Source organism: Solwaraspora sp. WMMD937 (assembly GCF_029581175.1).
GTDB lineage: Bacteria > Actinomycetota > Actinomycetes > Mycobacteriales > Micromonosporaceae > Micromonospora_E.
This window is the reverse complement of sequence record NZ_CP120738.1, coordinates 4,744,900-4,768,008: the sequence shown is the minus strand read 5'-3', so window position 1 is coordinate 4,768,008 and position 23,109 is coordinate 4,744,900. Positions and strand designations below refer to the sequence as shown.

Sequence of the window (23,109 nt, the reverse complement as noted above, 5' to 3'; positions counted from 1 at the left end):
CCCTCATGCTGTGCATCGGCGTCGACATCGGCGGAACTTTCACCGATGTCATCGTGTACGAACCGGCCACCGGCCGGCTCGCCGAGGCCAAGACGCTGTCCACTCCGGCGGACCCGGCGGCGGCGATCCTCGACGGCCTGACCAAGCTCGACGTCCACCTGTCGGACGTCGAGCGGTTCGTGCACGGCACCACCAGGGTCACCAACGCCTTGCTGGAAGGTGCCGGCGAACCGGTCGCGGTAATCACCACCGAGGGTTTCCGGGACGTGTTGGAGATGGGCCTGGGCCACCGTCCCCGCCTGTACAGCGTCAAGGAGGCCGCCCGCCCGGCGCTCACCCCACGTCGGATGCGGCACACCGTCCGGGAACGGCTGACCGCCGCCGGCGACGTCGCCGTCCCGCTGGACATGACCGGTCTCGACGAGGTCACCGACCGGCTGGCCGCAACCGGGGCCACCGCGGTGGCGATTTGCTTCCTGCACTCGTACCGCAACGCGGGGCACGAGCGGGCCGCCGCAGAACGAATCAGCCGTCGCCACCCGCAGCTGTCGTGCAGCACATCCGCCGAGGTGGTCCCGGAACACGGCGAGTACGAGCGGTTCGCCACCACCGTGCTCAACGCCAGCGTCCGAGGTCCGGTCAGCGAGTACCTGTCGGGCCTCGGCTCGACCCTGGCCGGCAGCGGCTACCGCCACCCGTTGGCGATCATGACCAGCAGCGGCGGCGTGGTCTCCACCGACCAGGCCGGCCGGCTGCCGATCAACCTCGCGTTGTCCGGCCCCGCCGGCGGCGTGGCGGCCAGCGCGTACGTCGCCGGCCTGGCCGGCTTCGACAACGTCATCACCTGCGACATCGGCGGCACGAGCACGGACGTCTGCCTGATCAAGGGCGGCGTGCCGCTGATGACCAACCACGGCACCATCGCCGGGCACCCGAACCGGACCTTCCAGATCGAGATCAACACGATCGGTGCTGGTGGCGGCTCGATCGCCTGGCGCGACCGGGGCGGCGAGCTGCGGGTTGGCCCACGCAGCGCCGGCTCCGATCCTGGTCCGGCCTGCTACGGCCGGGGCGGCGCTGAACCAACGACCACCGACGCCCACTTGGTGGTCGGCCATCTCGACCCGCACGGGCGGCTGGGCGGCGAGGTCACCCCGCAGCTCGACGCGGCGCGTACCGCTCTTGGGCGGCTGGCCGCCGAACTCGGTGACGGCCTGACCGAGACCGAACTTGCGTACGGCATCCTTCGCCTGGCCACGGTCAAGATGACCAGCGCGATCAAGGAGATCTCGGTGGCCCGGGGCCACGACCCGCGGGAATTCGTGCTGATGCCGTTCGGCGGCGCCGGACCGATGCACGCCACCGCACTCGCCGACGAGCTGGGCATTCCACGGGTACTGGTTCCACCGGTGCCGGGAAACTTCTCGGCGCTCGGCTTCGTCGCCGCCCGGGCCCGTCACGACTACGTCCGTACCGCGCTGGTCCCCGCCGACTCCGCCGGCCTGGCGACGGCCCGCGTGCTGGTCGAGGAGTTGAAGGCGGCCGCCCGCGACCAGCTCAAGGCCGAGGACGCGGTGGAGGCCGACCAGGTCACCTTCCGGCTGTCGCTGGGGATGCGTTTCCGTGGCCAGAGCTTCGACCTGGCCGTGCCGCTGGACGATCTGCCCGACGAGCCCGCCGATCTGATCCGCGCCTTTCACGCCGCTTACCAGGAGCGGTACGCCTACCTGCGTTCGGAGCACCCGGCCGAGATCGTGAACTGCCGGCTCACCGCGTTCGGGCCACAGCCCGCCGTGACCTTCGCCGCGCCACCTGACGGCCCGGCGCCCGAGCCCGTCACCCTCCCGGTGTGGGGGCCGGACGGCTGGACCGATGCCGCCGTCTGGCAGCGTGGCGAGCTGACCGCCGGCGTACGGGTCAGCGGCCCGGCGGTCGTCCGGGAGAGCGGAAGCACGACAGTGGTCGGTTCCGGCTGGTGGGGGCGGGTGGATCCGCACGGGAACCTGCTGCTGGAGCGCGCCTGATGGCTTCCGTTGATCTGCCGGCGTACGACGCCGTGCTGCTGCGACAGGCCCGGCGACAGCCGGACCGGCCGCTGTTCGCCGTCGCCGGCCGGCCCGCCGTCACCGCCGGCGAGTACGCGGCGCTCGCCGCCCGGACCGCCAGCGTGCTCGCCGCCGCCGGTGTCGGCCGCGGCGACCGGATCGCCGTGTGGGCCGAGAACAGCATCGCCTGGCTGGTGCTGCTCGCCGCCGCGGCCTGGCGCGGAGCCGCCCTGGTCACCGTGCACCCCGCCGCGACGGAGCCGGAGCTGGCCGCCGCGTTGCGTCGGACCCGGCCGGTCCGGCTGTTCGCCGCGCGAGAAATCCGGGACCGCGACGTGACGTCGTGCGCCCGGCGCGCAGCGACCGGGCCGGTCACCTTTCTGCCGGCGGACCAGGCCGGTGACGCCCTCGCCGGCCTGCCCGGTTGGGCCGGACCCCCGCCGGATCCGGTCAGCGACCCCGACGCCCCGCTGAACGTCCAGTTCACCTCGGGATCGACAGGCACCCCGAAGATGGTCGTCCTGACCGGGCGGAATCTGGTCCGCAACGCGACCTGGACGGCCCAGGCCGCCGGGATCGGCTCCGCCGATCGGATCTGCTGTCCGCTACCGTTCGCCCACGCCGCCGGCCTCAGCAGCGGCGTGGTGCTGGCGGCGGTCACCGGGGCGCAGCTGTTCCCGGTGCCGCGGTTTCGTCCCGACGACGTGCTCGACCTCGTGCACCGGCACCGGTGCACGGTCGTGCAACTGGTGCCGACGATGGCGACCATGCTCGCCGAACGACTCGACGAACAGCCGGGGCGGTGGGACCTGGCCGCGCTGCGCCTGGGCTTCCTCGGCGGTGCCAACTGCCCACCGGCCCTGCGCACGCGGGTACGCGACACGTTGCGGCTGCGGCGGTTGGCGGTCGTCTACGGGCAGACTGAGGCCGGTCCGACCATCAGCGTCGACCCCGACGACGGCAGTTGCCCGCCGGACGGCTCCACCGTCGGACGGGTACTCCCCGGGTTGCAGGCCCGGATCGTCGCGGTGGACGCCGACGGGTCGCCCCGGCCGCTGCCCGCCGGAGCAGAGGGTGAACTGCAGGTCCGTGGCGAGTCGGTGAGCCCCGGCTATCTCGACGATCCGGCGGCGAACCGGACGGCGTACGACCCGCAGGGCTGGCTGCGCACCGGCGACCTGGCCCGGCTCGCCGCCGACGGCACCCTGACCCTGACCGGCCGGGTGAAGGACCTGATCATCCGGGGCGGGGAGAACGTCAGCCCGGCCGAGGTCGAGGCGGTCCTGCTGACCTGCGAGGGCGTCGCGCAGGCGTGCGTCGTCGGGGTCGCGTCCCCACGCTGGGGCGAGGAGGTGGTCGCGGTGGTGGTCGCCGCCCCCGGGGCGACCCTGCGCCGCGCCGAACTCGCCGCGGCTGCCGCCGGCAGCCTGTCCCGGCACAAGGTGCCGACCGACTGGCACCTCGTGACCGAACTGCCGCTGTTGCCGTCGGGCAAGGTGGACCGGCGGGCGGTCACCGCGATGATCGACGGAGCGGCACGGTGAATCCGCTCAGTTCCTGCTTCCTCGACTCGTTGACGGTGACCAGCTTCTTCGGCAACGCCGAGATGCGTGGGGTGTTCAACGACCGGCAGCTGATGCAGGCGTGGCTCGACGTGGAAGCGGCACTCGCTGGCGCCCAGGCCGACACGGGCGTCATCCCGGCCGGTGCGGCGGCGCAGATCACCGCCGCCGCCCGGGTCGAGCTGCTGGACCTGGCCGCGGTGGCCGCCGACGCCGCCGACACCGTGCATCCGCTGGTGCCACTGGTACGGGCCCTGACCAGGGCGGCCGGCGACGGCGGCCGCTACGTCCATCTCGGCGCCACCACCCAGGACGTCATGGACACCGGGTTCGTGCTGCGCGCCCGAGCCGGACTGGACATCGTCAGCCGGCAGATCGACGAACTGGTCCGCGTACTGCGCCGGCTCGCCCTGCGGCACCGGGACACGGCGATGGCGGCCCGAACCCATGGTCAACAGGCCCTACCGACCACGTTCGGGCTGCGCTGCGCGGTCTGGCAGAGCGAGCTGCAGCGCCACCGTGAGCGGTTGGCCCAGCTCCGGCCCCGGTTGCTGGTGGTCAGTATGGGCGGGGCGGCCGGCACCATGGCCGGCTACGGGCCACGGGCCTTCGACATCGAACGCGCCGTCGCCGACCGGCTCGGGTTGGGCGTCGCCCCGACCCCCTGGCACGCCACCCCGGACCGGGTGGTGGAGTGCCTCACCCTGCTCGGGCTGATCGCCTCCACCGCCGAGAAGCTGGCCCGCGAGGTGTACTTCCTCGGCCGTACCGAGATCGGCGAGGCACACGAGCCGCAGCGCGATACCCAGGTGGGCAGCAGCACGATGCCGCACAAGCGCAATCCGATCCGCTGCGAGGCGGTCATCGCCGCGGCCGGCACGGTCCGCGCACAGGTGCCGCTGGCGATGCAGACGATGGTGTCCCAGGACGACCGGGACATGGGCGTCGGAATGGCCCTGTGGAAGCTGGTGCCGGAGTGCTTCATCCTCGTCGGGGGCGCGCTGCAGCGCCTCAACGAGGTCTTCGCCGGGCTCCGCGTCGACGTCGCCCGGATGCGCGTCAACTTGTCCACGACCGGCGGTCTGGTGCTGTCGGAGTCCGTGATGCTGCGCCTGGCCGGCCCACTGGGCCGGGAACAGGCGCACCACCTGGTGATGCGGATCGTGCGGGACAGCCTCGACCATGATCGGCCGTTCGCCGAGCTGCTGCGCGCAGATCCGCAGGTCAGGGCGTCTTTGCCGGAGGCGGAGCTGACCCGGCTGCTCGATCCGCTCAGCTACGTCGGACACGCCGCGGCCCTGGTCGACCGCGCCCTACTGCAATCGGAGGCGACGTGACATCGGTACACCTGCAGCGTGCGGGCCGGCTCGCGGTGGTGACCCTGGACCGCACCGCTCGGCGCAACAGCTTCGACCTGGCCATGCTCGGGCAGTTCGAGCAGGTGCTGCACGAGCTCGGCCGCGACGACACTGTCGAGGTCGTGCTGCTGACCGGTGCCGGCACCGCCTTCTGCGCCGGCACCGACCTGACCGAACTGGCCACCCTCGACGCCGCCACCACGATGAGCGTGCAGCGGCGCACCGCCGAGCTGGTCGAGCGCTGGTACCGCCTGGAGCAGACCACGGTGACCGCGTTCAACGGTCCGGCGATCGGCTCCGGGGCGATCCTCGGGCTGGCCAGCGACCTGCGCCTCGCCGCCGACACCTGCTTCTTCACGTTTCCCGAGGTCGGCTTCGGTATCCCGCTGACCTGGGGCGGCATGGCCATCCTCGCTGACCTGGTCGGCGCCGACCGGGCCAAACGCTGGCTGCTGCTCGGCGAGCGGATCGACGCGCCCCGGCTGCACCAGCTGGAGTTGGTGACCGAGGTGGTGTCGCCCGACCGGGTAACCGACGCCGGCACCGAACTGGCCCACCGGCTGCTGGCGGTGCCGGCGCTCGGCCGGTCGATGACCAAACGGACCGCCCGGCTGGCCGGCCCGCGCTTCGACGCGGTGGCCACCGACTCCTATCTGGGTGCGCTGAGCGTCGCGCTGCGTCCCGCCGGCCCGTACCGCCGTCCGGAGGCGGACCGGCACCCGGAGGCGGACCGGTGAAGGTCTACCAGGCGATCGCGGACGCGTTGGTCGAGCACGGGGTGGACACCGTGTTCGGCTTGCTCGGCGACGCGAACATGTTCCTGGTGGCCGACCTGGTCGCCCGGCACGGGGTCCGGTTCGTGGCGGCTCGCAACGAGAACGCCGCGGTGATGATGGCCGACGGATGGGCGCGGGTCACCGGCCGGTGCGCGGTGGCCACGGTCACCCAGGGTCCGGGCCTGGCGGCTGCCGGCCCGGCGTTGACCATCGCCCGGCAGGCGGGGACACCGCTGCTGCTGCTCGCCGGGGACACCCCGACGAGTGACCCGTTGCACGTGCAGAACTTTCCGCAGCAGCCGTTCGCCCTGGCCACCGCCGGTGCCTTCGCGCCGATGACCGGCGCGTCGACAGTGTCGCGCGACGTCGCCGCCGCAGTGTGCGAGGCCGTCGGGCGACCGGGGCCGGTGGTGCTCGACATCCCGTTGGATCTGCAGGACGAGCCGGCCGGGGACCGGCAGGCCGTCCCGCTCGGGGCCGCTGTCATGCCGGCCGGACCGCTGCCACTGGCACCCGACCCGACGGCGGTCTCCGCGTTGGCACACCGCCTGGGTCGGGCCCGCCGCCCGGTGATCCTCGCCGGCCGGGGCGCGGTGCACGCCGGACCGGAGCTGACCGCGCTGGCCGACCACGCCGGAGCCGTGCTGGTCACCAGCCTGATGGCCGCCGGCCTGTTCGCGGGCCATCCGTACGCCCTCGGCGTTGCCGGTGGGCTGGCCCGCCCGCTGACCCGGGACGTGCTGCGCGAGGCGGACCTCGTCGTGACGTTCGGTGCCGGCCTGAATCGGTGGACGGCCGATCACGGACAGCTGTTCGGCGCCGCCCAGGTGTACAGCGTCGACCGGGATCCGGCGGCGATCGGTGCCCGCTGGCCGGTGCACGGTGGGCTGGTCGGCGACGCGGCGCTGGTGGCCCAGGCGTTGACCGGCGCGCTAATGTCGCCGCGGCCCGGTTCGGAGCCGGACGGCTGGCGCACGTCGCAGCTGGCCCGGGCGATTCGCGACGCCGACCCGTTCGCCGAGCTCGGCCCGGAGCCCACCGGCGCCCGGCACATCGACCCCCGCCGGCTGATGGCGATCTGCGCCCGTCGGCTGCCACTACCCCGCACGACGGTAGTCGGGGTCGGCCACTTCGGCGGGTGGCCCAACCTCTACCTGGACTCGCCAGCGGTGGACCGGTCGCTGGTCGCGCCGTGGGAGTTCGGCAGTATCGGCGTCGGTGTGACGTACGCGATCGGCGCCGCGCTCGGCCGACCGGACCGCCCGGTGGTGGCGTTCGAGGGCGACGGCAGTCTGCTGACCGCGTTGGGGGAGCTGGACACCTTGGCCCGGGTCGGCGCTCCGGTGCTGGTGATCGTGCTGGACGACGGCGCGTACGGGGCCGAGGTGCGCAAGCTGCGACCGGCCGGTGCTGACCCGGCCATCGCCCGCTTTCCGTACCGGGACCTGGCCGCGGTGGCCGGCGCGCTCGGTGTCACCGCGTACCGGGCGCACGACGAGGCGACCGTTTCGGCGGCGTTCGACGCGCTGCTGCCGCTGACCGGGCCGGTGCTGCTGCACGTGAAGGTTGATCCGGATGTCGTGCAGCAGCACTTCTGAGCCGGTCGCCGGTCAGCTGCCCCAGATCTGTCCGACGCCGTGGCCGAGCTGGCGGGACAGCTCGTCGGCGGTGCGGACCGCGGCGGCGGCGAGCGTGGCGACCCGTTGCTGGCTGTCCAGCCGGAAGATCGGGCCGGAGACGCTGATCGACGCGGTCACCGCGCCGAGCCGGTCCCGCACCGGTGCGCCGACGACCCGCAGGCCGTCCTCGCTCTCCTCATCGTTGAGCGCCCAGCCGCGTTCCCGCACCCCGGCGAGATCGGCCAGGAAGACGTCGATGTCGGTGATCGTGCGTCGGGTCAGCCGGGTCCAGGCCGCATCGGCGAGCAGCTCGCGGACCTGGTCGTCGTCCATGTCGATCAACAGCGTCTTGCCGGCCGCGCTGCACCACAACGGGATGCGCCGGCCCAGCCGGGAGACCAGCTGCAGGCTGTGCGACCCGGTCACCAGGTCGATCGAGATCGCGTCCAGGCCGTCGCGGATGGCGAGGTTGACCGACTCGCCCTGCTCCTCGGCCAGCTGGTGCAGCAGCGGTCGGGCGATGGCGTGCATGTCGAGCCCGGCCAGGAAGCGGGCGCCGAGGTCGAACACGGTGACCCCCAGCCGGTACGCGCCGGTCTCCTCGTTGCGCTGCAGGAAGCCGGCGTCGGCGAGCGCCCGGAACAACCGGCTGGCGGTCGACTTGTGCAGCCCGAGCTCCCGGCTGACGTCACTGACCTTGCGTTCGGGGGTGTCGCGCCGGAACGCGAGCAGCACGGCCAGCGCGCGATCGAGTGCCTGGGTGCCGGACTCGCGACCGGGGTCGGTGACAGACGACATCTTGCCTTCCCATCCCTGAAGTTGGTAGGTTCATAATATAACACAAGGCTCACATGATGGTCCAATCGATGGTGATCCATCCGGTGGTGATCCATCAGATGGTGATCCATCCGGTAGGTGCCCGTCCCTGTCAGCATTGCGAGGCCCCGCATGTCCCTGAACCCGATCGATCTCGAGGTCGTCACCGAAGGGCTGATCTCGATCGTGCGGGAGATGCGCCAGACGATCTTCCGCACGGCGCACTCCCCGGTGATCGCCGACGCGCAGGACTTCTCGTGCGCGTTGTTCAACGCGGACGGCGAGATGGTCGCCCAGGGCCGCGACATGCCCGGCCACGTCATCGCCATGCCGGCATCGGTGAAAGAGATCTTCGCCGACTACCGCGACGAGTTCCGGCCCGGTGACATCTACCTGGTCAACGACCCGTACCGCGGCGGCAGCCACCTCAACGACGTCACGCTGATCAGCCCGGTGTTCGTCGAGGAGGAACTGTTCCTGTTCCCCTGCGTCCGCATGCACTGGGCCGACATCGGCGGCATGACACCCGGCAGCGTCTCCGGGAAGGCCACCGAGATCCTGCAGGAAGGGCTGCGGGTTCCACCGATCCGACTGGTCGACGCGGGCCAGCCCAACATCGCCGCGACGCGGATCCTCTTCGCCAACGTCCGGATGGCCGACGAACGTCAGGGGGACCTGGAGTCCAGCATCGCCGCCTGCCACACCGCGCAGCGCCGGCTACGCGAACTCGTCGACCGGTACGGCCGCGACCTGATCCTCGGCTGCGTCGAGGCCAACATGGACCGCACCGAGCGGCGACTACGCGACCAGATTCGCGACCTACCGGACGGCACCTACCACTACGAGGACTACCTCGACCTGTACACCGACGGCGAGTACGACGCCGCACTGGTGCGCTGCGCGTTGACCATCACCGGTGACCAACTCGTCGCCGACTTCCGCGGCTCCTCCGCACAGGTCGCCGCCGTCGTCAACTCGTCGCTCGCGATGACCACCGCCGGGGTCTTCATCGCCGTCAAGTCCGCCTTGGACCCCGGTGGGCTGGTCAACCACGGCGCCTTCCGGCCACTGACCGTGCGCACCGACCCGGGAACCGTCGTACACGTCACCTACCCGGCACCGGCCAACGCACACAGCGAGGTCCGCAAGCGGGTCATCTCCGCGGTGATGGCCGCCCTCAGCCAGGTCGCACCGGACCTGATCGCCGCCGACCAGTTCGGTACGACCTTCCAGAACCTGATCGGCGGCATCGACGAACGCACCGGCCAGCCGTACCTCTACTACGACTATCCGGCCGGCGGCAACGGAGGCTTCCTCGGCTCCGACGGCCCGAGCGCGATGAACCCCGTCGACCTCGGCGACATCTCCACCATCCAGTCCGTCGAACGGCTGGAAACCGACATCCCGATCCTCGTCGAAGCCTGTGAGCTGCGTACCGGCTCCGGCGGCGCCGGCCGGCACCGCGGCGGCCTCGGTGCCCGACGGGCCACCCGGCTGCTGGCCACCAGCGGCGCCTACTCGGTGCAGACCGACCGCACCACCGTTGCGCCGTACGGACTCTCCACCGGCGCGCCCGGCGCCCCCACCGCCACCTATCTGCGCCGCGCCGGCCGGCGGATCGACTTCGACACCCCCGGCAAGGTCGCCGGACACCGGATGCGCGAAGGCGACGTACTGGTGATGGAGTCAGCCGGCGGCGGCGGCTGGGGCGACCCGCTCACCCGCGACCCCGACCTGGTGGCCGCCGACGTCGCAGCCGGCTACCTCACCACCGACCATGCCCTCGACCGCTACGGCGTGGTGTGCGACGACACCGGTCTCCTCGACGAAGCGGCCACCGGTGCCGCCCGCGACCAGGCCCGCGCCGCTCGTCACTGGTACCAGGTCACCACCACCGCCGAGCCGGCCTACACCGGTCAGCGGGGCCGCCGTCGCCTCGTCTACACCAACCCCGCCGACGGTCTGCCCGCCAACACGCTGATCGAACTGCACGGCGCCCACCCCGCACCGCTGCGTGCCTGGGTGCGCCACGACCCCGGCGTCGCTCGGCACCAGGCCGCGCTCGACGACGACGGGCTGCGGATCCTCGGCGCCCAGCCCGGTGACCGCTGCCTGCTGCGGGTCCTGCGCGACGCCCCGGCCCCGACAGGAGGACCGCGATGAGCAAGGTGTTCCGACTACCCGCACCGACCCGGGGCACCACGACCCGCACCCGGCGACCGGACTCCGCTGACGCCGCCCGCCCCGCCCCGGCAGGCCGCCGACCCGGTATCGTCGCCGGTTACCTCAGCCCGCACCCGCCGCACCTGATCTACGGCGAGAACCCGCCGCAGAACGAACCCCGGTCACAAGGCGGTTGGGAAGTGCTGCGCTGGGCGTACCATCGACTCCGCCGCCGGATTCGCGAGGTGCACCGGCCCGACGTGCTGATCGTGCACGCTCCGCACTGGATCACCATGGTCGGCCACCACGTCAACTGTGTACCCAACCCGCGCGGCATCTCCGTAGAGCCGATCTTCCCGCATCTGTTCCGCTACCACTACGACTTTCACACCGACGTACCACTTGCCGAGGCCATCGCCGACGAAGCCGCCGACCTTGGCCTGGTCACCAGCAAGCTGCACGACCCCGGGGTACGGGTCGACTACGCCACTATCGGCGCACTACACATGGTCAACCCCGACTGGGACATCCCGGTGGTGTCGCTGTCAGCCAACAACAACCCCTACTTCTACTCCGACGCGTCCCTCGGCCAGATGGAGGTGCTCGGTGAGGCGACCCGCCGGGCAATCGAGAACACCGGCCGACGCGCCGTGCTGCTCGCCTCCAACTCCCTGTCCCACCTGCACTGGCACGAGGAACCCCAGCTGCCCGAGGACATGGAACGTGAGCACCCGTACAACAACCACCAGTACCGCTGGGACATGAAGCTGCTGGAAACGATTCGCCAGGGGCCGACCAGCCGGTTACGCGAACTCATCCCCGAGCACATCGAAGCCACCGCCTCCGAGACGAAGGCCGGCAGCCTCACCTGGCTGCTGTCCGCGCTCGGCTGGCCGGACATCGCCGGCGACGTACTCGGCTACGGCACGATCATCGGAACCGGCAACGCGGTGGTCGAGTGGACACCGGAGAACGTCGATGACTGACCGTGGAATCCAGGCCGGCGTACTGCTGCCCGGCATGCCGCATCTGCTCGCCGACAAGCCCGCCACCAGTTGGGCGGCGTTGGCCGACTCCGCCCGTACGGTCGGCGACCGGCTGCGCGCCCTCGAGCCGGACGTCGTTCTGCTGCTGTCCACCCAGTGGTTCACCGTGCTCGGCCACCAGTTCCAGTGCGACCCGAACCCGCGTGGGGCGCACACCGACGAGAACTGGTACGCCTACGACTACGGCCACCTCAGCTACGACCTGCGCTTCGACGTAGAGTTCACCGAACGCTGGGCGGCCCGGGTGGACGCCGACGGCATGCAGGCCCGCCGCACCCGCTACCAGGGCTTCCCGATCGATACCGGGACCATCGTCACCTCCACGCTGCTCGACCCGCAGCGCACCCTGCGCTGGGCGCAGGTGTCGTGCAACCTGTACGCCGACGCCGACACCCTCGCCCAGGTCGGCCGGGCCGGCGCCGAGGCGGCCCGTGACGCCGGTGTCCGAGCGGCGGTGGTGGTGGTCAGCGGACTGTCCTCCGGGCTCATCCAGCAGTGGATCGAGCCGGACCAGGACCGCATCGCCGAGCCGGCACACGACCGGTGGAACGAACGAATCTTGCAGATGCTGACCGCCGGCGACACCGACCAAGTCCTCGCGGTCCGCGAAGACTACGCCCGCCAGGCCCAGGCCGACAGCCAGTTCCGGGCTTTCGCCTTCCTCGCCGGCACCGGAGTCGCCGCAACCCCGGGGCAACTGCACAGCTACGGAGCACTGTGGGGCACCGGCGCTGCCGTCCTGTCCTGGAATCTGCCGGCACCCGCGTGAACGGCGCCGGCCCGCACCGCATGACCGACAGCCCGACCAGCGGGCACCCGAAACACCAACGACAGGAGGAACCCGATGCGTAACGCCGCTGCGGGCTTCGTCGAAGCCGAGGGATTCATTCCGATCTTCGACGCGGTGGACGCCATGGTCAAGGCGACCGAGGTCGAAGTAACCGGAGTCGTACGCCTCGGCGGCGGAATCGTCGCCGTGGCGGTCCGCGGCGAACTCGCCACCGTGGAGGAAGCCGTCGACATCGGCGAGGAGACTGCCCGAGCCAAGACCGGTCGCCCGGTCCGGTCGATCGTCTTCGCCAGCCCATGCGACGCGGTCACCGCGCTGGCCATCGACCCCGGACTCGTCGGCAACTGAGCCGGCCCGGCCGGCGACACAGCCAGAAGGAGAAGTGCCATGTCCTCAGAGAAGGCGATCGGAATCGTGGAGACCCGGGGCATCGTCGCCCTCTCCGCAGGGATCGAAGCCATGATCAAGACCGCGGACGTACGGTGTATCGCCGTCGAACGGGTCACTAGCGGCTATCTCGCCGCTGCTGTGCAGGGCACCCTGGCGGCCGTACGGCAGGCAGTTTCAGCCGGCGAGGCCGCCATCCGTCAACACGGTGACCTGCGCAGCTCGCAGATCTACCCCAAGCCGCACCCGGCCACCTCGGCACTGCTGGAGGAGGGCGAGTCGACCCGGATCCGGGCCGTCATGGCGTCGATGCAGGGTGACAGCTGATGATTCTCGCGGAAGTGCTCGGCAAGGTCTGGCCCGACCGGATCGTCGCGACCCTTCAGGGACGCCGCCTGGTGCTGATTCGCGAGCACCCGGACGGGCCGCAGCGGGTCGCCGTCGACCTGATGAACGCCGGCACCGGCAGCACCGTACTGGTCGCCACGGATGAGGCAGCCGCCGCCGCGACCGGCGAAGCGACAGTCGACGCTGCCGTCGTGGCCCTGGTCGCTGACCAGGGCAGCGGCGTCGCCACCACGGACTGATCCCGGCACATCCCCGTACCGGCAACGGAAGGTAGAACATGGCAGCCATCGCACCGACGTCGCCCGCCCTGTGGCACCCCGACCTGTACGTCGGCCGGCCGGCCGCCGACGGTCCCGGCCTGCTGCGCAGTTTCGTCCACGGTCGGTTCGTCGATGCGGGGAAGTGGTTTGCGAAGGTGTCGCCGGTGTCCGGGGAGACGGTGTTCGAGGTGGCGGAGGCTGATTCGTCGATGGTGGACGCGGCGGTGGCGGCGGCCCGGTCGGCGTTGCGTGGTCCGTGGGGTGGTATGGGTGAGCGGGACCGGGCGGTGGTGTTGCGGGCGGTGGCCGATGAGTTGGACCGCCGGTTCGATGATCTGGTGGCTGCTGAGGTGGCGGACACCGGTAAGCCGGTGGGTCAGGCCCGGACGTTGGATGTTCCGCGTGGGGCGGCGAACTTTCGGGCGTTCGCGGAGATCGCGGCGACGGCGTCGACGGAGTCGTTCACGACGGTGACGCCGTCGGGTGGTCGGGCGTTGAACTACGCGGTCCGTAAGCCTGTCGGCGTCGTCGCGGTGATCGTGCCGTGGAATCTGCCGTTGCTGCTGCTGACGTGGAAGGTGGCTCCGGCGTTGGCGTGCGGTAACGCGGTGGTGGTGAAGCCGTCGGAGGAGACTCCGGCGTCGGCGACGCTGCTGGCGGAGGTGATGGCGGCGGCGGGTGTGCCGGACGGGGTGTTCAATGTGGTGCACGGGTTCGGGCCGGGCGCGGCGGGGGAGTGGCTGACCCGGCATCCGGGGGTGGACGCGATCACGTTCACGGGTGAGTCGGCGACGGGGTCGGCGATCATGCGGGCGGCGGCCGACGGGGTGAAGGCGGTGTCGTTCGAGCTGGGTGGTAAGAACGCGGGTCTGGTGTTCGCCGACGCGGATCTGGACGCCGCCGTCGCCGGTTCGGTGCGGTCGTCGTTCACCAACGGCGGTCAGGTGTGTCTGTGTACGGAGCGGTTGTATGTGCAGCGGCCGGTGTTCGACGAGTTCGTGGACCGGCTGTCGGCTGCCGCCCGCGACGCCCGGTGGGGTTGGCCCGCCGACGAGTCGATTGCGACGATGCCGCTGATCTCGCACGGCCACCGGGAGAAGGTGCTCGGCTACTACGACCTGGCCCGTGTCGAGGGCGCCGAGGTGCGCGCTGGTGGCGGCGTGCCGACCTTCGGTGACGTCCGCGATGGCGGCGCGTACGTGCAGCCGACGGTGTTGACCGGGCTCGACTCGTCGGCGCGGCTGGTGCGGGAGGAGGTGTTCGGCCCGGTCTGCCATGTCGCGCCGTTCGATTCGGAGGAGGAGGCGTTCGCGTTGGCGAATGATTCTGACTACGGGTTGGCGGCGACGGTGTGGACCCGTGACGTGGGGCGGGCGCACCGGGCCGGCGCCCGACTGGACGCCGGCATCGTCTGGGTGAACACGTGGTTCCTGCGGGACCTGCGGACCCCGTTCGGCGGGGTGAAGGCTTCGGGGGTGGGCCGGGAGGGCGGCGTGCACTCGCTGGACTTCTACTCCGAGTTGACGAACGTCTGTGTGGACTTTTCATGACTGTGGACATTGGGGCGGCTGTCGCGGCGTTGGCCGGGGCGTACGAGACGGGGGTGCCGTGTGCGCCGCTGCGGGACCGGCTGTTGCCGGTCGGTGACGTCGCCGCCGCGTACGCGGTGCAGCGGGAGTTGGTGGCCGGTTGGACAAGGGCCGGGCGGCGTCGGGTCGGCGCGAAGATCGGGTTGACGTCGCCGGCGGTGCAGGCCGCGTTCGGCGTCTACCAGCCCGATTTCGGGGTGCTCTTCGCCGACATGGCGGTGCCCGATGGTGACGAGGTCGACCTGGGCGGGCTGATCCAGCCCAGGGTGGAGGCGGAGGTGGCGTTCGTGCTCGGCGCCGATCTGCCGGACGGGCCGGCGACGGTGGTGGATGTGCTGCGGGCCACCGACTTCCTGCTGCCGGCGGTCGAGATCGTCGACTCCCGGATCACCGGCTGGGACATCTCGATCGTGGACACGGTGGCGGACAACGCCTCGTCGGGGTTGTTCGTCCTCGGTGACCGGCCGGTGCCGGCCGCCTCGGTGGACCTGCGCGGGTGCGGCATGGTCCTGGAATCGGCCGGTGAACCGGTGTCGGTCGGTGCCGGGGCCGCCTGTCTCGGCAATCCGGTGCACGCCGTCGCCTGGCTGGCGTCGACGCTCGCGGCGGCGGGGGATCCGTTGCGGGCCGGCGAGATAGTGCTCTCGGGTGCGCTCGGCCCGATGGTGCCGGTCACCCCGGGGGCGGCGTACGAGGCGCGGATCGCCGGGCTCGGCAGTGTGCGGACCAGATTCAGCGCCAAGTCAGGGGAGGGGTCGTAGTGGGTGTCGGGGTGGCGGTGATCGGGTCGGGCAACATCGGCACCGACCTGATGATCAAGGTGCTGCGGCTGTCCGGGTCGCTGGACATGGTGGCGATGGTCGGCATCGACCCGGAATCCGACGGGCTGGCCCGCGCCCGCCGCCTCGGCGTGGCGACCACGAGTGATGGGGTCGACGGCCTGGTGGCGATGCCCGAGTTCGCCGACGTCGGGTTGGTGTTCGACGCCACGTCGGCCGGCGCGCACCGGCGCAACGACGAGACCCTGCAAGCTTACGGGCGGACGGTGGTCGACCTGACCCCGGCCGCGGTCGGCCCGTACGTGGTGCCCCCGGTCAACCTGGACACGCATCTGGCCGAGCGCAACGTCAACATGGTCACCTGCGGTGGGCAGGCGACGGTGCCGGTCGTCGCCGCCGTCACGCGGGTGGCCCCGGTCGCGTACGCGGAGATCGTCGCCTCGATCGCGTCCCGTTCGGCCGGCCCCGGGACGCGGGCCAACATCGACGAGTTCACCCGGACCACCGCCCGCGCCCTGGAGGTCGTCGGCGGCGCCGGCACAGGTAAGGCGGTCATCGTGTTGAACCCGGCGGACCCGCCGCTGCTGATGCGCGACACCGTCTACTGCCTGATCCCGGCCGGCGTCGACACCGACCGGGTTGCCGACTCGGTGGCGGCCATGGTCGGGTCGGTCGCCGGGTACGTGCCCGGCTACCGGCTCAAACAGGCCGTGCAGTTCGATCCGGTCGACGCGTACGTGCCCGCGTTGGGCGGCCACTTCGTCGGTATCCAGGTGTCGGTGTTCCTGGAGGTGTCCGGTGCCGGGCACTACCTGCCCGCCTATGCCGGCAACCTCGACATCATGACCTCGGCCGCGCTGCGCACCGCGGAACGCCTGGTCGCTGTCCGAGAGGGGGCACGGTCATGACCCGCCTGTACGTCCAGGATGTGACGTTGCGTGACGGCATGCACGCCATCAGGCACCGGTACACCGTCGACCAGGTGCGGCAGGTCGCCGCCGCGTTGGACGCGGCCGGCGTCGACGCGATCGAGGTCGCCCACGGCGACGGGCTGGCCGGATCGAGCGTCACCTACGGCCACGGGGCGGCGTCGGACGCCGACTGGATCCGTGCTGCCGCCGAGTCGATCAGCCGGGCGACGTTGACGACGCTGCTGCTGCCCGGGATCGGCACCATCGACGACCTGAAAGCGGCCCGCGACCTCGGCGTGACCAGCGTCCGGATCGCCACCCACTGCACCGAGGCCGACGTCGCCGCCCAGCACATCGGCTGGGCCCGCGACCAGGGTATGGACGTCGCCGGGTTCCTGATGATGGCGCACATGAACACCCCGGAAGGACTCGCGGCCCAGGCCAAGCTGATGGAGTCGTACGGGGCGCACTGCGTCTACGTCACCGACTCCGGTGGCCGGCTGCTGATGACGGATGTCGCCGCCCGGGTCGACGCCTACCGGCAGGTCCTCGACCCGGCCACCCAGATCGGCATCCACGCCCACCACAACCTGTCCCTCGGCGTGGCCAACAGCGTCGTCGCCGTGCAGCACGGCACCACCCGGGTCGACGCCTCCCTCGCCGGGATGGGCGCCGGGGCCGGCAACGCCCCGCTCGAAGTGTTCACCGCCGTCGCCGACCTGCACGGCTGGAAACACGGCTGCGACACCTTCGCGCTGATGGACGCCGCCGAGGACCTGGTCCGGCCGCTGCAGGACCGGCCGGTGCGGGTCGACCGGGAAACCCTGTCGCTCGGCTACGCCGGCGTCTACTCCAGCTTCCTGCGCCACGCCGAACGCGCCGCCGACCGCTACAACCTGGACGTGCGGTCCATCCTGGTCGAACTCGGCCGCCGCAGGATGGTCGGCGGCCAGGAGGACATGATCACCGACGTCGCCCTCGACCTCGCCGCCGCCACCAACACCGCCCACGGAGGTGCGCAGTGACCACCAGCGCAGACGTCGACCTCGCCGGGTTGGCCGCCCGGCTCGACGAGGCGGCCGTCACCGGCACCCCGATTCCGCAGCTCGCCGACACCCACCGGGTCGACGTCGCCGCCGCCTACGCGGTGCAGCAGGCCCTTCTCGCCCGCCGCACCGGCCGGGGCGAACGCCTCGTCGGCGCCAAGATGGGGCTGACCAGCCAGGCCAAGATGGCGCAGGTCGGCGTCGATGAGCCGATCCTCGGCCAGCTCACCGACACCACGCAGGTGCCCGACGGCGCCGCCGTGGACATCTCCAGGCTGATCCACCCACGCGTCGAACCGGAGATCGCCTTCCTCCTCGACCGGCCGCCGACACCCGGGACGCCGTTCACCGACGCGGTCCGCGCCGTCGCCCCCGCCCTGGAGGTCATCGACTCCCGCTACCGCGACTTCACCTTCTCGCTGCCCGACGTGATCGCCGACAACACCTCCGCCGCCCTGTACGTCGTCGGCCCCTGGCAGCCGGTCCCCGACGAAGTCGACAACCTCGGAGTACTCCTCGACATCGACGGACACACCGTGCAGACCGGATCCACCGCCGCGATCCTCGGCGACCCCCGCCGCGCCCTGACCGCCGGCACCGCCCTCGCCGACCGGCACGGCCCCACCCTCCAAGCCGGGTGGATCTTCCTGGCCGGCGCGGCCACCGCCGCCGCCCCCCTCCCACCCGGCGCGCACGTGCGGGCCACCGTCCAAGGGCTCGGCACCGCCGCCTTCACCACCACCGGCGGTACGCCCCTCACCACCACCGGCGGTACGCGGTGACCGCGCACCTGGTCACCGGCAAAGCCACCCCACGCGGCAAGTTCCCGCACGTCAAGGTCGCCGGCGGGTTCATCTTCGTCTCCGGCACCTCCAGCCGCCGCCCCGACAACACCATCGCCGGCGCCACCGTCGACGAATACGGCACCACCCAACTCGACATCCGGGAACAGACCCGCGCGGTGATCGCCAACATCGCCGACCTGCTCGCCGCCGCCGGCGCCAGCCTCACCGACCTGGTCTCCGTCACCACCTACCTGGTCAACATGAACGACTTCGGCGGCTACAACCAGGTCTGGGCCGAACACTTCGACCACACCGGACCCACCCGCACCACCGTCGCCGTCCACCAACTGCCCCACCCGCACCTGCTCATCGAGATCCAGGCCATCGCCGTGGCACCGGATGGAACCGAGTGATGTCCGACTTGTGGAGATTCGCCGCCGCTGGCACGTTCCGGGTCTGTCAGGGTGCCGATCTCGGACCCCCACGATGCTGTGGCCCGGCTCGATTCTGGCCGGTGGCCGGTACGTGCGGGTGAGCGTGACACCACGTTGCGGGGTCGTCGCATGACCATCGCGGTACGGCAGGATGGGCGACGGAGACGCCCGTACCGCGACGACGACTGCCGGAGACGCCGTGACTACCGACACCCGCCCGCAGACCGCCAAGCCGGACCTGTTCGCCGTACCGACCGGCCTGGAGACTCCCAATCTGTTGCTCGACCTCGACGTTCTGGAGCGCAACCTCGACGAGATGGCCGGGCTGTGCCAACTGCATCAGGTGGGGTTACGGCCGCACGCCAAGACCCACCGGGTGCCCCGGCTCGCATCGATGCAGCTGGATCGTGGGGCGGACGGCATCTGTGTGGCGAAGCTCGGTGAGGCCGAGGCGTTCGCCGCGGCCGGGGTGACCCGCATGACAGTGGCCTATCCGCTGGTCGGCCGGGACAAGGCGGAACGTGCCGTACGGTTGGCGCAGCGCTGTGATCTGACCATCGGCGCAGACAGCGTCGCCGGTGCCCGGATGCTGGGGGAGGCGTTCGCCGCTGCCGGACGGCTGTTGGATGTACTGCTGATTGTCGACAGTGGTCTGGGTCGGTGTGGGGTGGCGCCGGCGGATGCCGCGCGGATCGCCTGGGACGTCGCCGAGCTGCCCGGCGTCCGGTTGACCGGGGTGATGACGTACGAGGGATCGGTGTACGCGGCGACTGACCGTGCGGATCTGACCCGGCGGTCACAGGAGGCGGCCGGTGTCATGGTGGATACCGCGGCCGCGATTCGGTCGGCCGGGCTGACCCTGTCGACGGTGTCGCTCGGTGCTTCCGCTTCCGCCCGGACCGTGGTGGCCGAGCCCGGGGTGACCGAGATCCGGCCCGGCGTCTACGCATTCAACGACCTGGGGCAGATCGCGCTGGGTAATGCCACCGTGGCGACCTGCGCGGTGCGGGTCCTCGCCACCGTGGTCAGCCATCCGGAGCCGCACCGTGCCTGCATCGACGCCGGGTCGAAGACGTTCGGCCAGGACGGCCTGCCGGCGTCGGCGCATCTCGATGCCTACGGCGGCCACGGGCTGCTGGTGGGGTTGCCCGGGTGGCGAATCGACCGGCTTTCCGAGGAGCACGGTTGGCTGCGGTGGGCTGGGCCGGGGCAGCCGAGTCCGCTCACGGTCGGGCAGCGGGTGCAGGTGGTGCCGAACCACGTCTGCATGGTGTTCGCCGGTCTTGGCGAGGTGACGGCGGTACGCGGCGGCGAGGTGGAGGCGGTTTGGCCGACGATCGGGCCGGGCGCGTCAAGGTAACCAGGGGCAGTAGCAGTCAAACTGTAGTTGCAAACTATTGGCAATAGCGCATACTGGTCGGGACCGCTGAGCCCGCGACCGGAGGGTGGACGATGGCTGTCTACACCTTGCCCGACATGCCGTACGACTACGGTGCCCTCGAACCCGCCATGTCGGGGGAGATCCTCGAGCTGCACCACGGCAAGCACCACGCCGCGTACGTCAAAGGCAGCAACGACGCTCTCGACCAGCTTGCCGAGGCGCGCGACAAGGGTGACTTCTCGACGTTGGTCGGTTTGGAGAAAACCTTCGCGTTCAACCTCTCCGGCCACGTACTGCACTCGATCTTCTGGAAGAACCTGTCGCCCGACGGCGGTGACCGTCCGGACGGCGAGTTGTCCGCCGCGATCGACGAGCACTTCGGCTCGTTCGAGGCGTTCGCCGGGCAGCTCTCCACAGCCACCAAGGGGGTGCAGGGCTCGGGGTGGGGGGTGCTCGCCTGGGAACCGATGAGCCGTCGGCTGATCGTCGAGCAGGTCTACGACCACCATGGCAACGTCGGCCAGGCCACTACTCCGATCCTCGTCTTCGACGCCTGGGAACACGCCTACTACCTGCAGTACCGCAATGTCCGCCCGGACTACGTCGACCGCCTGTGGGATCTGGTGGACTGGAGCGACGTCGCGGCCCGGTTCGCCGTCGCCAGCACGGCAGGCAGCCCGATCGTCCTGCCATGAGCGGCGGCGACAGTCGGGCCTTCGCCGAGTCGGCGTTCGTGGCCGCGCAGCGCGCCGCCGGGTTCATCGCCGCCCGTCAGCGCGGCGATCACGACGGCGCGGCGGCGCTGCTGGCGGAGTTCCCCGACGAGGCGACCCGGACCGGCGGCTTCTGCCTGCTGGCCGAGTTGGCGTTGGCGCTGGTCCGGGTGCAGACCGGGCAGAGCATGGACGACCTGGTGCAGGAACTTTCCCTGCACCTGGCAGCCACAGTGGCCGACCCACCGTCCGAGCCACCAGCGGCGGTCTGACCGGCCACCAGGTCAGGTCAGACCGCCCCGGTGGACCCGTTGTTGCTGACGATCGGGGTGCCGGGCGGTTCGTCCGGCGAGGCGAGGCTGACGTCGCTGTCTGCGGCGAGCAAGTCGGCCGGGGCAGCGCCACGCTGCCGACGTGCGCCGACCAGCGGCCGGTGCGGCTCGCAGAGCGCGGCCAACTCGTCGACCAGATCGTCCGGCCGGCCGTACGGGTCGAGCAGGTGCACGTGCACCGGGTCCAGCGCCGGCACCGGGACCTGGGAGATCAGCGGGTGCAGCGGCCGGTTGTCCGGCTCGCCGGCACCGAGCAGGTCCTCGTGCAGCTTCTCACCGGGGCGCAGCCCGGTGTAGATGATCCTGACCGGATTGTCGTACTGCTCGGCGATGCTGCGGGCGACGTCGGCGATCCGTACCGGATCACCCATGTCGAGCACCAGTGACTCGCCGTCGCGGCCGATCGCGGCTGCCTGGATGACCAGTTGCACAGCTTCCTGGATGGTCATGAAGTACCGGGTCACGTCCGGGTCGGTGACGGTGATCGGCTTGCCGGCCGCCGCCTGGGCGAGGAACGCGTGCAGCACCGAGCCGCGACTGCCGAGCACGTTGCCGAACCGGACACTGAGGAACGTGCCCTGGTTGACGGCGGCCGCGAAGGCGGTGAGCCGCTCGGTGATCCGCTTGGAGAAGCCGAGCACACTGGTCGGGTCGGCGGCCTTGTCGGTGGAGATGTTCACGAAACGCTCCACACCGGATGCGGCTTCCAACAGGGTCTGGGTGCCCCACACGTTGGTCTTCACAGCCTCACCCGGGTGACGTTCCAGCAGCGTGAGATGTTTGAGCGCGGCGGCGTGGAAGACCACCTCGGGGCGACGGGTGCGCATGATCTGCCGGATCGTGTCGCTGTCACGCAGATCGGCGAGGATCAGGTCCGGGCTGTCCAGCAGGGCCCGGCCGCGCAACGACAGTTGAACGGCGTGCAGCGCGGACTCGTCGCGGTCGAGCATCATCAGCTCACCGGGCTGGAACCGCTGGATCTGTCGGCACAGCTCGGAGCCGATCGAGCCGCCTGCCCCGGTGACCAGCACCCGTTTGCCGGTCAGATAGCCGGCGATCGAGTCGAGGTCGGTGTCGATCTGGTGCCGACCGAGCAGGTCACTGAAGTCGGGGTCGCGCAGGTCGGTGACGGCCGGCTCGTTCTCCAGCAGTTCGCCGACCGACGGGACCACTTTGAACCGGGCACCGGCCTGGTTCGCGAGGTGGCGTACTTCCCGGATCAGCGCGGCGTCGGCGTTGGCTACCGCGGCGACGACGGTGGTGGCACCGGTACGGGCGGCGACGGCCGGGATGTCTTGTCGGCTGCCCAGTACGGGTACCCCGCTGAGCCGTAGCTGCCGCTTCGCCGGGTCGTCGTCGAGCAGCCCCACCGGCAGGTACCGCCCGCTCGGCTCGTCCAGCATCGCCCGGAGCAGCGACTGGCCGGCGGCGCCGGCACCGAACAGCAGCACCCGCTGGATGTCTTGGCCGGCGGGTCGACGGCGCCGTTGCCGGTGCAGCCGGCGCAGGTACCGGACGCCGAGCATCTGGACGAGGGCCAGGCAGCCACCGACCAGCGGTGCGCTGGCCGGCACCGGCCGTTGTGGTGCGGCGAGGTCGAGCAGTAGCAGCAGGACCATGGTGGCCAGCACGCAGCGGGTTACCACCCGCACCTCGTCGAAGCTGCCCAGCCGGTACCGGTCCCGGTAAAGGTAGTTGAGGTGACCGGCCACCGTGTGCAGCACGATCGCGGCCAGTGTGACCAGGAGCAGACCGTTGAGGTGTGTTCCGGCGAGGGCGAACTCGTAGCGGGTCCAGACGGCGACGACCAGGCCGGCGCACCAGGCGCCGAGGTCCACCAGCCACATCGGTGCGACGGCGCGTTCCCGGTTGCGGCGGGTGGTGGCGTCAGCGGCTCGGGTCGATGTCTGCATTCCAGCCCCGTTCAGTCGGCGTACGGGCCTCCGCCGGGTACAGCCAGCGGTGCCTG

General features: G+C 71.2%; 22 protein-coding genes. 20 read left to right on the top strand and 2 right to left on the bottom strand.

Annotation, left to right across the window (positions count from 1 at the left end; translation table 11 throughout):
* Positions 1-5: 5 nt before the first annotated feature.
* Genes O7621_RS21260 through O7621_RS21240 form a run of 5 tightly spaced genes read left to right on the top strand, consistent with a single transcriptional unit; the run spans position 6 to position 7,339 of the window.
* Complete coding sequence (locus O7621_RS21260) at positions 6-2,024, top strand: hydantoinase/oxoprolinase family protein (RefSeq protein ID WP_282230879.1); 2,019 nt, start codon at positions 6-8, stop codon at positions 2,022-2,024.
* Positions 2,024-3,589 carry a class I adenylate-forming enzyme family protein gene (locus tag O7621_RS21255; RefSeq protein ID WP_282230878.1) on the top strand — a complete coding sequence of 522 codons (1,566 nt, stop codon included), beginning with the start codon at positions 2,024-2,026 and terminating at the stop codon, positions 3,587-3,589. The genes O7621_RS21260 and O7621_RS21255 overlap by 1 nt, the downstream gene beginning before the upstream one ends.
* Positions 3,586-4,944 carry an adenylosuccinate lyase gene (purB, locus tag O7621_RS21250; protein ID WP_282230877.1) on the top strand — a complete coding sequence of 453 codons (1,359 nt, stop codon included), beginning with the start codon at positions 3,586-3,588 and terminating at the stop codon, positions 4,942-4,944. The genes O7621_RS21255 and purB overlap by 4 nt, the downstream gene beginning before the upstream one ends.
* Positions 4,941-5,702 (top strand): enoyl-CoA hydratase/isomerase family protein, encoded by a 762-nt coding sequence (locus O7621_RS21245; RefSeq protein WP_282230876.1) that lies wholly within the window; start codon positions 4,941-4,943, stop codon positions 5,700-5,702. Before purB ends, O7621_RS21245 begins: the two co-directional genes overlap by 4 nt.
* On the top strand, positions 5,699-7,339 hold the full coding sequence (locus O7621_RS21240; protein WP_282230875.1) for a thiamine pyrophosphate-binding protein: 1,641 nt from the start codon (positions 5,699-5,701) through the stop codon (positions 7,337-7,339). The genes O7621_RS21245 and O7621_RS21240 overlap by 4 nt, the downstream gene beginning before the upstream one ends.
* Before the next feature lie 12 nt (positions 7,340-7,351).
* On the opposite strand, the gene O7621_RS21235 is transcribed toward O7621_RS21240, so the two are convergent.
* Complete coding sequence (locus O7621_RS21235; RefSeq protein WP_282230874.1) at positions 7,352-8,158, bottom strand: IclR family transcriptional regulator; 807 nt, start codon at positions 8,156-8,158, stop codon at positions 7,352-7,354.
* A gap of 150 nt (positions 8,159-8,308) precedes the next feature.
* Between O7621_RS21235 and O7621_RS21230 the strand changes: the two genes are divergently transcribed.
* The 15 genes from O7621_RS21230 (at position 8,309) to O7621_RS21160 (ending at position 21,080) form a co-directional block, all read left to right on the top strand.
* Positions 8,309-10,339, top strand: coding sequence for a hydantoinase B/oxoprolinase family protein (locus tag O7621_RS21230; RefSeq protein ID WP_282230873.1), 2,031 nt, complete (start codon positions 8,309-8,311; stop codon positions 10,337-10,339).
* Entirely contained in the window at positions 10,336-11,325 is a 990-nt protein-coding gene (locus O7621_RS21225; protein ID WP_281554993.1) for a tRNA U-34 5-methylaminomethyl-2-thiouridine biosynthesis protein, read from the top strand. Before O7621_RS21230 ends, O7621_RS21225 begins: the two co-directional genes overlap by 4 nt.
* Positions 11,318-12,154 carry a 2-amino-5-chlorophenol 1,6-dioxygenase subunit alpha gene (locus tag O7621_RS21220; RefSeq protein ID WP_282230872.1) on the top strand — a complete coding sequence of 279 codons (837 nt, stop codon included), beginning with the start codon at positions 11,318-11,320 and terminating at the stop codon, positions 12,152-12,154. Before O7621_RS21225 ends, O7621_RS21220 begins: the two co-directional genes overlap by 8 nt.
* Positions 12,155-12,229: 75 nt before the next feature.
* Positions 12,230-12,523, top strand: a complete 294-nt coding sequence (locus O7621_RS21215) for a BMC domain-containing protein (protein ID WP_282230871.1) — start codon at positions 12,230-12,232, stop codon at positions 12,521-12,523.
* Positions 12,524-12,562: 39 nt separating this feature from the next.
* Positions 12,563-12,889, top strand: a complete 327-nt coding sequence (locus O7621_RS21210; protein WP_282230870.1) for a BMC domain-containing protein — start codon at positions 12,563-12,565, stop codon at positions 12,887-12,889.
* Positions 12,889-13,149, top strand: a complete 261-nt coding sequence (locus tag O7621_RS21205) for a EutN/CcmL family microcompartment protein (protein ID WP_278169250.1) — start codon at positions 12,889-12,891, stop codon at positions 13,147-13,149. Before O7621_RS21210 ends, O7621_RS21205 begins: the two co-directional genes overlap by 1 nt.
* Positions 13,150-13,187: 38 nt before the next feature.
* Positions 13,188-14,720: a 2-hydroxymuconic semialdehyde dehydrogenase gene (locus O7621_RS21200; protein WP_282230869.1), complete on the top strand. Its 1,533-nt coding sequence runs from the start codon at positions 13,188-13,190 to the stop codon at positions 14,718-14,720.
* Positions 14,717-15,520: a fumarylacetoacetate hydrolase family protein gene (locus tag O7621_RS21195; RefSeq protein WP_282230868.1), complete on the top strand. Its 804-nt coding sequence runs from the start codon at positions 14,717-14,719 to the stop codon at positions 15,518-15,520. The genes O7621_RS21200 and O7621_RS21195 overlap by 4 nt, the downstream gene beginning before the upstream one ends.
* The gene (locus O7621_RS21190; RefSeq protein WP_282230867.1) at positions 15,520-16,446 is read left to right on the top strand and encodes an acetaldehyde dehydrogenase (acetylating); all 927 of its coding nucleotides are present in this window, start codon (positions 15,520-15,522) and stop codon (positions 16,444-16,446) included. Before O7621_RS21195 ends, O7621_RS21190 begins: the two co-directional genes overlap by 1 nt.
* Entirely contained in the window at positions 16,443-17,474 is a 1,032-nt protein-coding gene (gene dmpG, locus O7621_RS21185; RefSeq protein ID WP_282230866.1) for a 4-hydroxy-2-oxovalerate aldolase, read from the top strand. Before O7621_RS21190 ends, dmpG begins: the two co-directional genes overlap by 4 nt.
* Positions 17,471-18,277, top strand: a complete 807-nt coding sequence (locus O7621_RS21180; protein ID WP_282230865.1) for a fumarylacetoacetate hydrolase family protein — start codon at positions 17,471-17,473, stop codon at positions 18,275-18,277. The genes dmpG and O7621_RS21180 overlap by 4 nt, the downstream gene beginning before the upstream one ends.
* Complete coding sequence (locus O7621_RS21175) at positions 18,274-18,693, top strand: RidA family protein (protein WP_282230864.1); 420 nt, start codon at positions 18,274-18,276, stop codon at positions 18,691-18,693. The genes O7621_RS21180 and O7621_RS21175 overlap by 4 nt, the downstream gene beginning before the upstream one ends.
* Before the next feature lie 220 nt (positions 18,694-18,913).
* Positions 18,914-20,074: an alanine racemase gene (locus tag O7621_RS21170; RefSeq protein WP_282230863.1), complete on the top strand. Its 1,161-nt coding sequence runs from the start codon at positions 18,914-18,916 to the stop codon at positions 20,072-20,074.
* Between the two features lie 92 nt (positions 20,075-20,166).
* Positions 20,167-20,790 carry a superoxide dismutase gene (locus tag O7621_RS21165; protein WP_282230862.1) on the top strand — a complete coding sequence of 208 codons (624 nt, stop codon included), beginning with the start codon at positions 20,167-20,169 and terminating at the stop codon, positions 20,788-20,790.
* Positions 20,787-21,080: a superoxide dismutase gene (locus tag O7621_RS21160; RefSeq protein WP_282230861.1), complete on the top strand. Its 294-nt coding sequence runs from the start codon at positions 20,787-20,789 to the stop codon at positions 21,078-21,080. Before O7621_RS21165 ends, O7621_RS21160 begins: the two co-directional genes overlap by 4 nt.
* A 17-nt stretch (positions 21,081-21,097) precedes the next feature.
* Here O7621_RS21160 and O7621_RS21155 read toward each other — a convergent pair whose 3' ends face one another.
* Positions 21,098-23,053 carry a polysaccharide biosynthesis protein gene (locus O7621_RS21155; RefSeq protein WP_282230860.1) on the bottom strand — a complete coding sequence of 652 codons (1,956 nt, stop codon included), beginning with the start codon at positions 23,051-23,053 and terminating at the stop codon, positions 21,098-21,100.
* Positions 23,054-23,109: the final 56 nt, after the last annotated feature.

Excerpts from the sequence above, each read along its gene's own strand:
- O7621_RS21260 (WP_282230879.1), top strand. The coding sequence starts at position 6 with ATGCTGTGCATCGGCGTCGACATCGGCGGAACTTTCACCGATGTCATC.
- O7621_RS21255 (WP_282230878.1), top strand. The coding sequence starts at position 2,024 with ATGGCTTCCGTTGATCTGCCGGCGTACGACGCCGTGCTGCTGCGACAG.
- O7621_RS21235 (WP_282230874.1), bottom strand. The coding sequence starts at position 8,158 with ATGTCGTCTGTCACCGACCCCGGTCGCGAGTCCGGCACCCAGGCACTC.
- O7621_RS21230 (WP_282230873.1), top strand. The coding sequence starts at position 8,309 with ATGTCCCTGAACCCGATCGATCTCGAGGTCGTCACCGAAGGGCTGATC.
- O7621_RS21225 (WP_281554993.1), top strand. The coding sequence starts at position 10,336 with ATGAGCAAGGTGTTCCGACTACCCGCACCGACCCGGGGCACCACGACC.
- O7621_RS21220 (WP_282230872.1), top strand. The coding sequence starts at position 11,318 with ATGACTGACCGTGGAATCCAGGCCGGCGTACTGCTGCCCGGCATGCCG.
- O7621_RS21215 (WP_282230871.1), top strand. The coding sequence starts at position 12,230 with ATGCGTAACGCCGCTGCGGGCTTCGTCGAAGCCGAGGGATTCATTCCG.
- O7621_RS21210 (WP_282230870.1), top strand. The coding sequence starts at position 12,563 with ATGTCCTCAGAGAAGGCGATCGGAATCGTGGAGACCCGGGGCATCGTC.
- O7621_RS21205 (WP_278169250.1), top strand. The coding sequence starts at position 12,889 with ATGATTCTCGCGGAAGTGCTCGGCAAGGTCTGGCCCGACCGGATCGTC.
- O7621_RS21200 (WP_282230869.1), top strand. The coding sequence starts at position 13,188 with ATGGCAGCCATCGCACCGACGTCGCCCGCCCTGTGGCACCCCGACCTG.
- O7621_RS21195 (WP_282230868.1), top strand. The coding sequence starts at position 14,717 with ATGACTGTGGACATTGGGGCGGCTGTCGCGGCGTTGGCCGGGGCGTAC.
- dmpG (WP_282230866.1), top strand. The coding sequence starts at position 16,443 with ATGACCCGCCTGTACGTCCAGGATGTGACGTTGCGTGACGGCATGCAC.
- O7621_RS21165 (WP_282230862.1), top strand. The coding sequence starts at position 20,167 with ATGGCTGTCTACACCTTGCCCGACATGCCGTACGACTACGGTGCCCTC.
- O7621_RS21160 (WP_282230861.1), top strand. The coding sequence starts at position 20,787 with ATGAGCGGCGGCGACAGTCGGGCCTTCGCCGAGTCGGCGTTCGTGGCC.
- O7621_RS21155 (WP_282230860.1), bottom strand. The coding sequence starts at position 23,053 with ATGCAGACATCGACCCGAGCCGCTGACGCCACCACCCGCCGCAACCGG.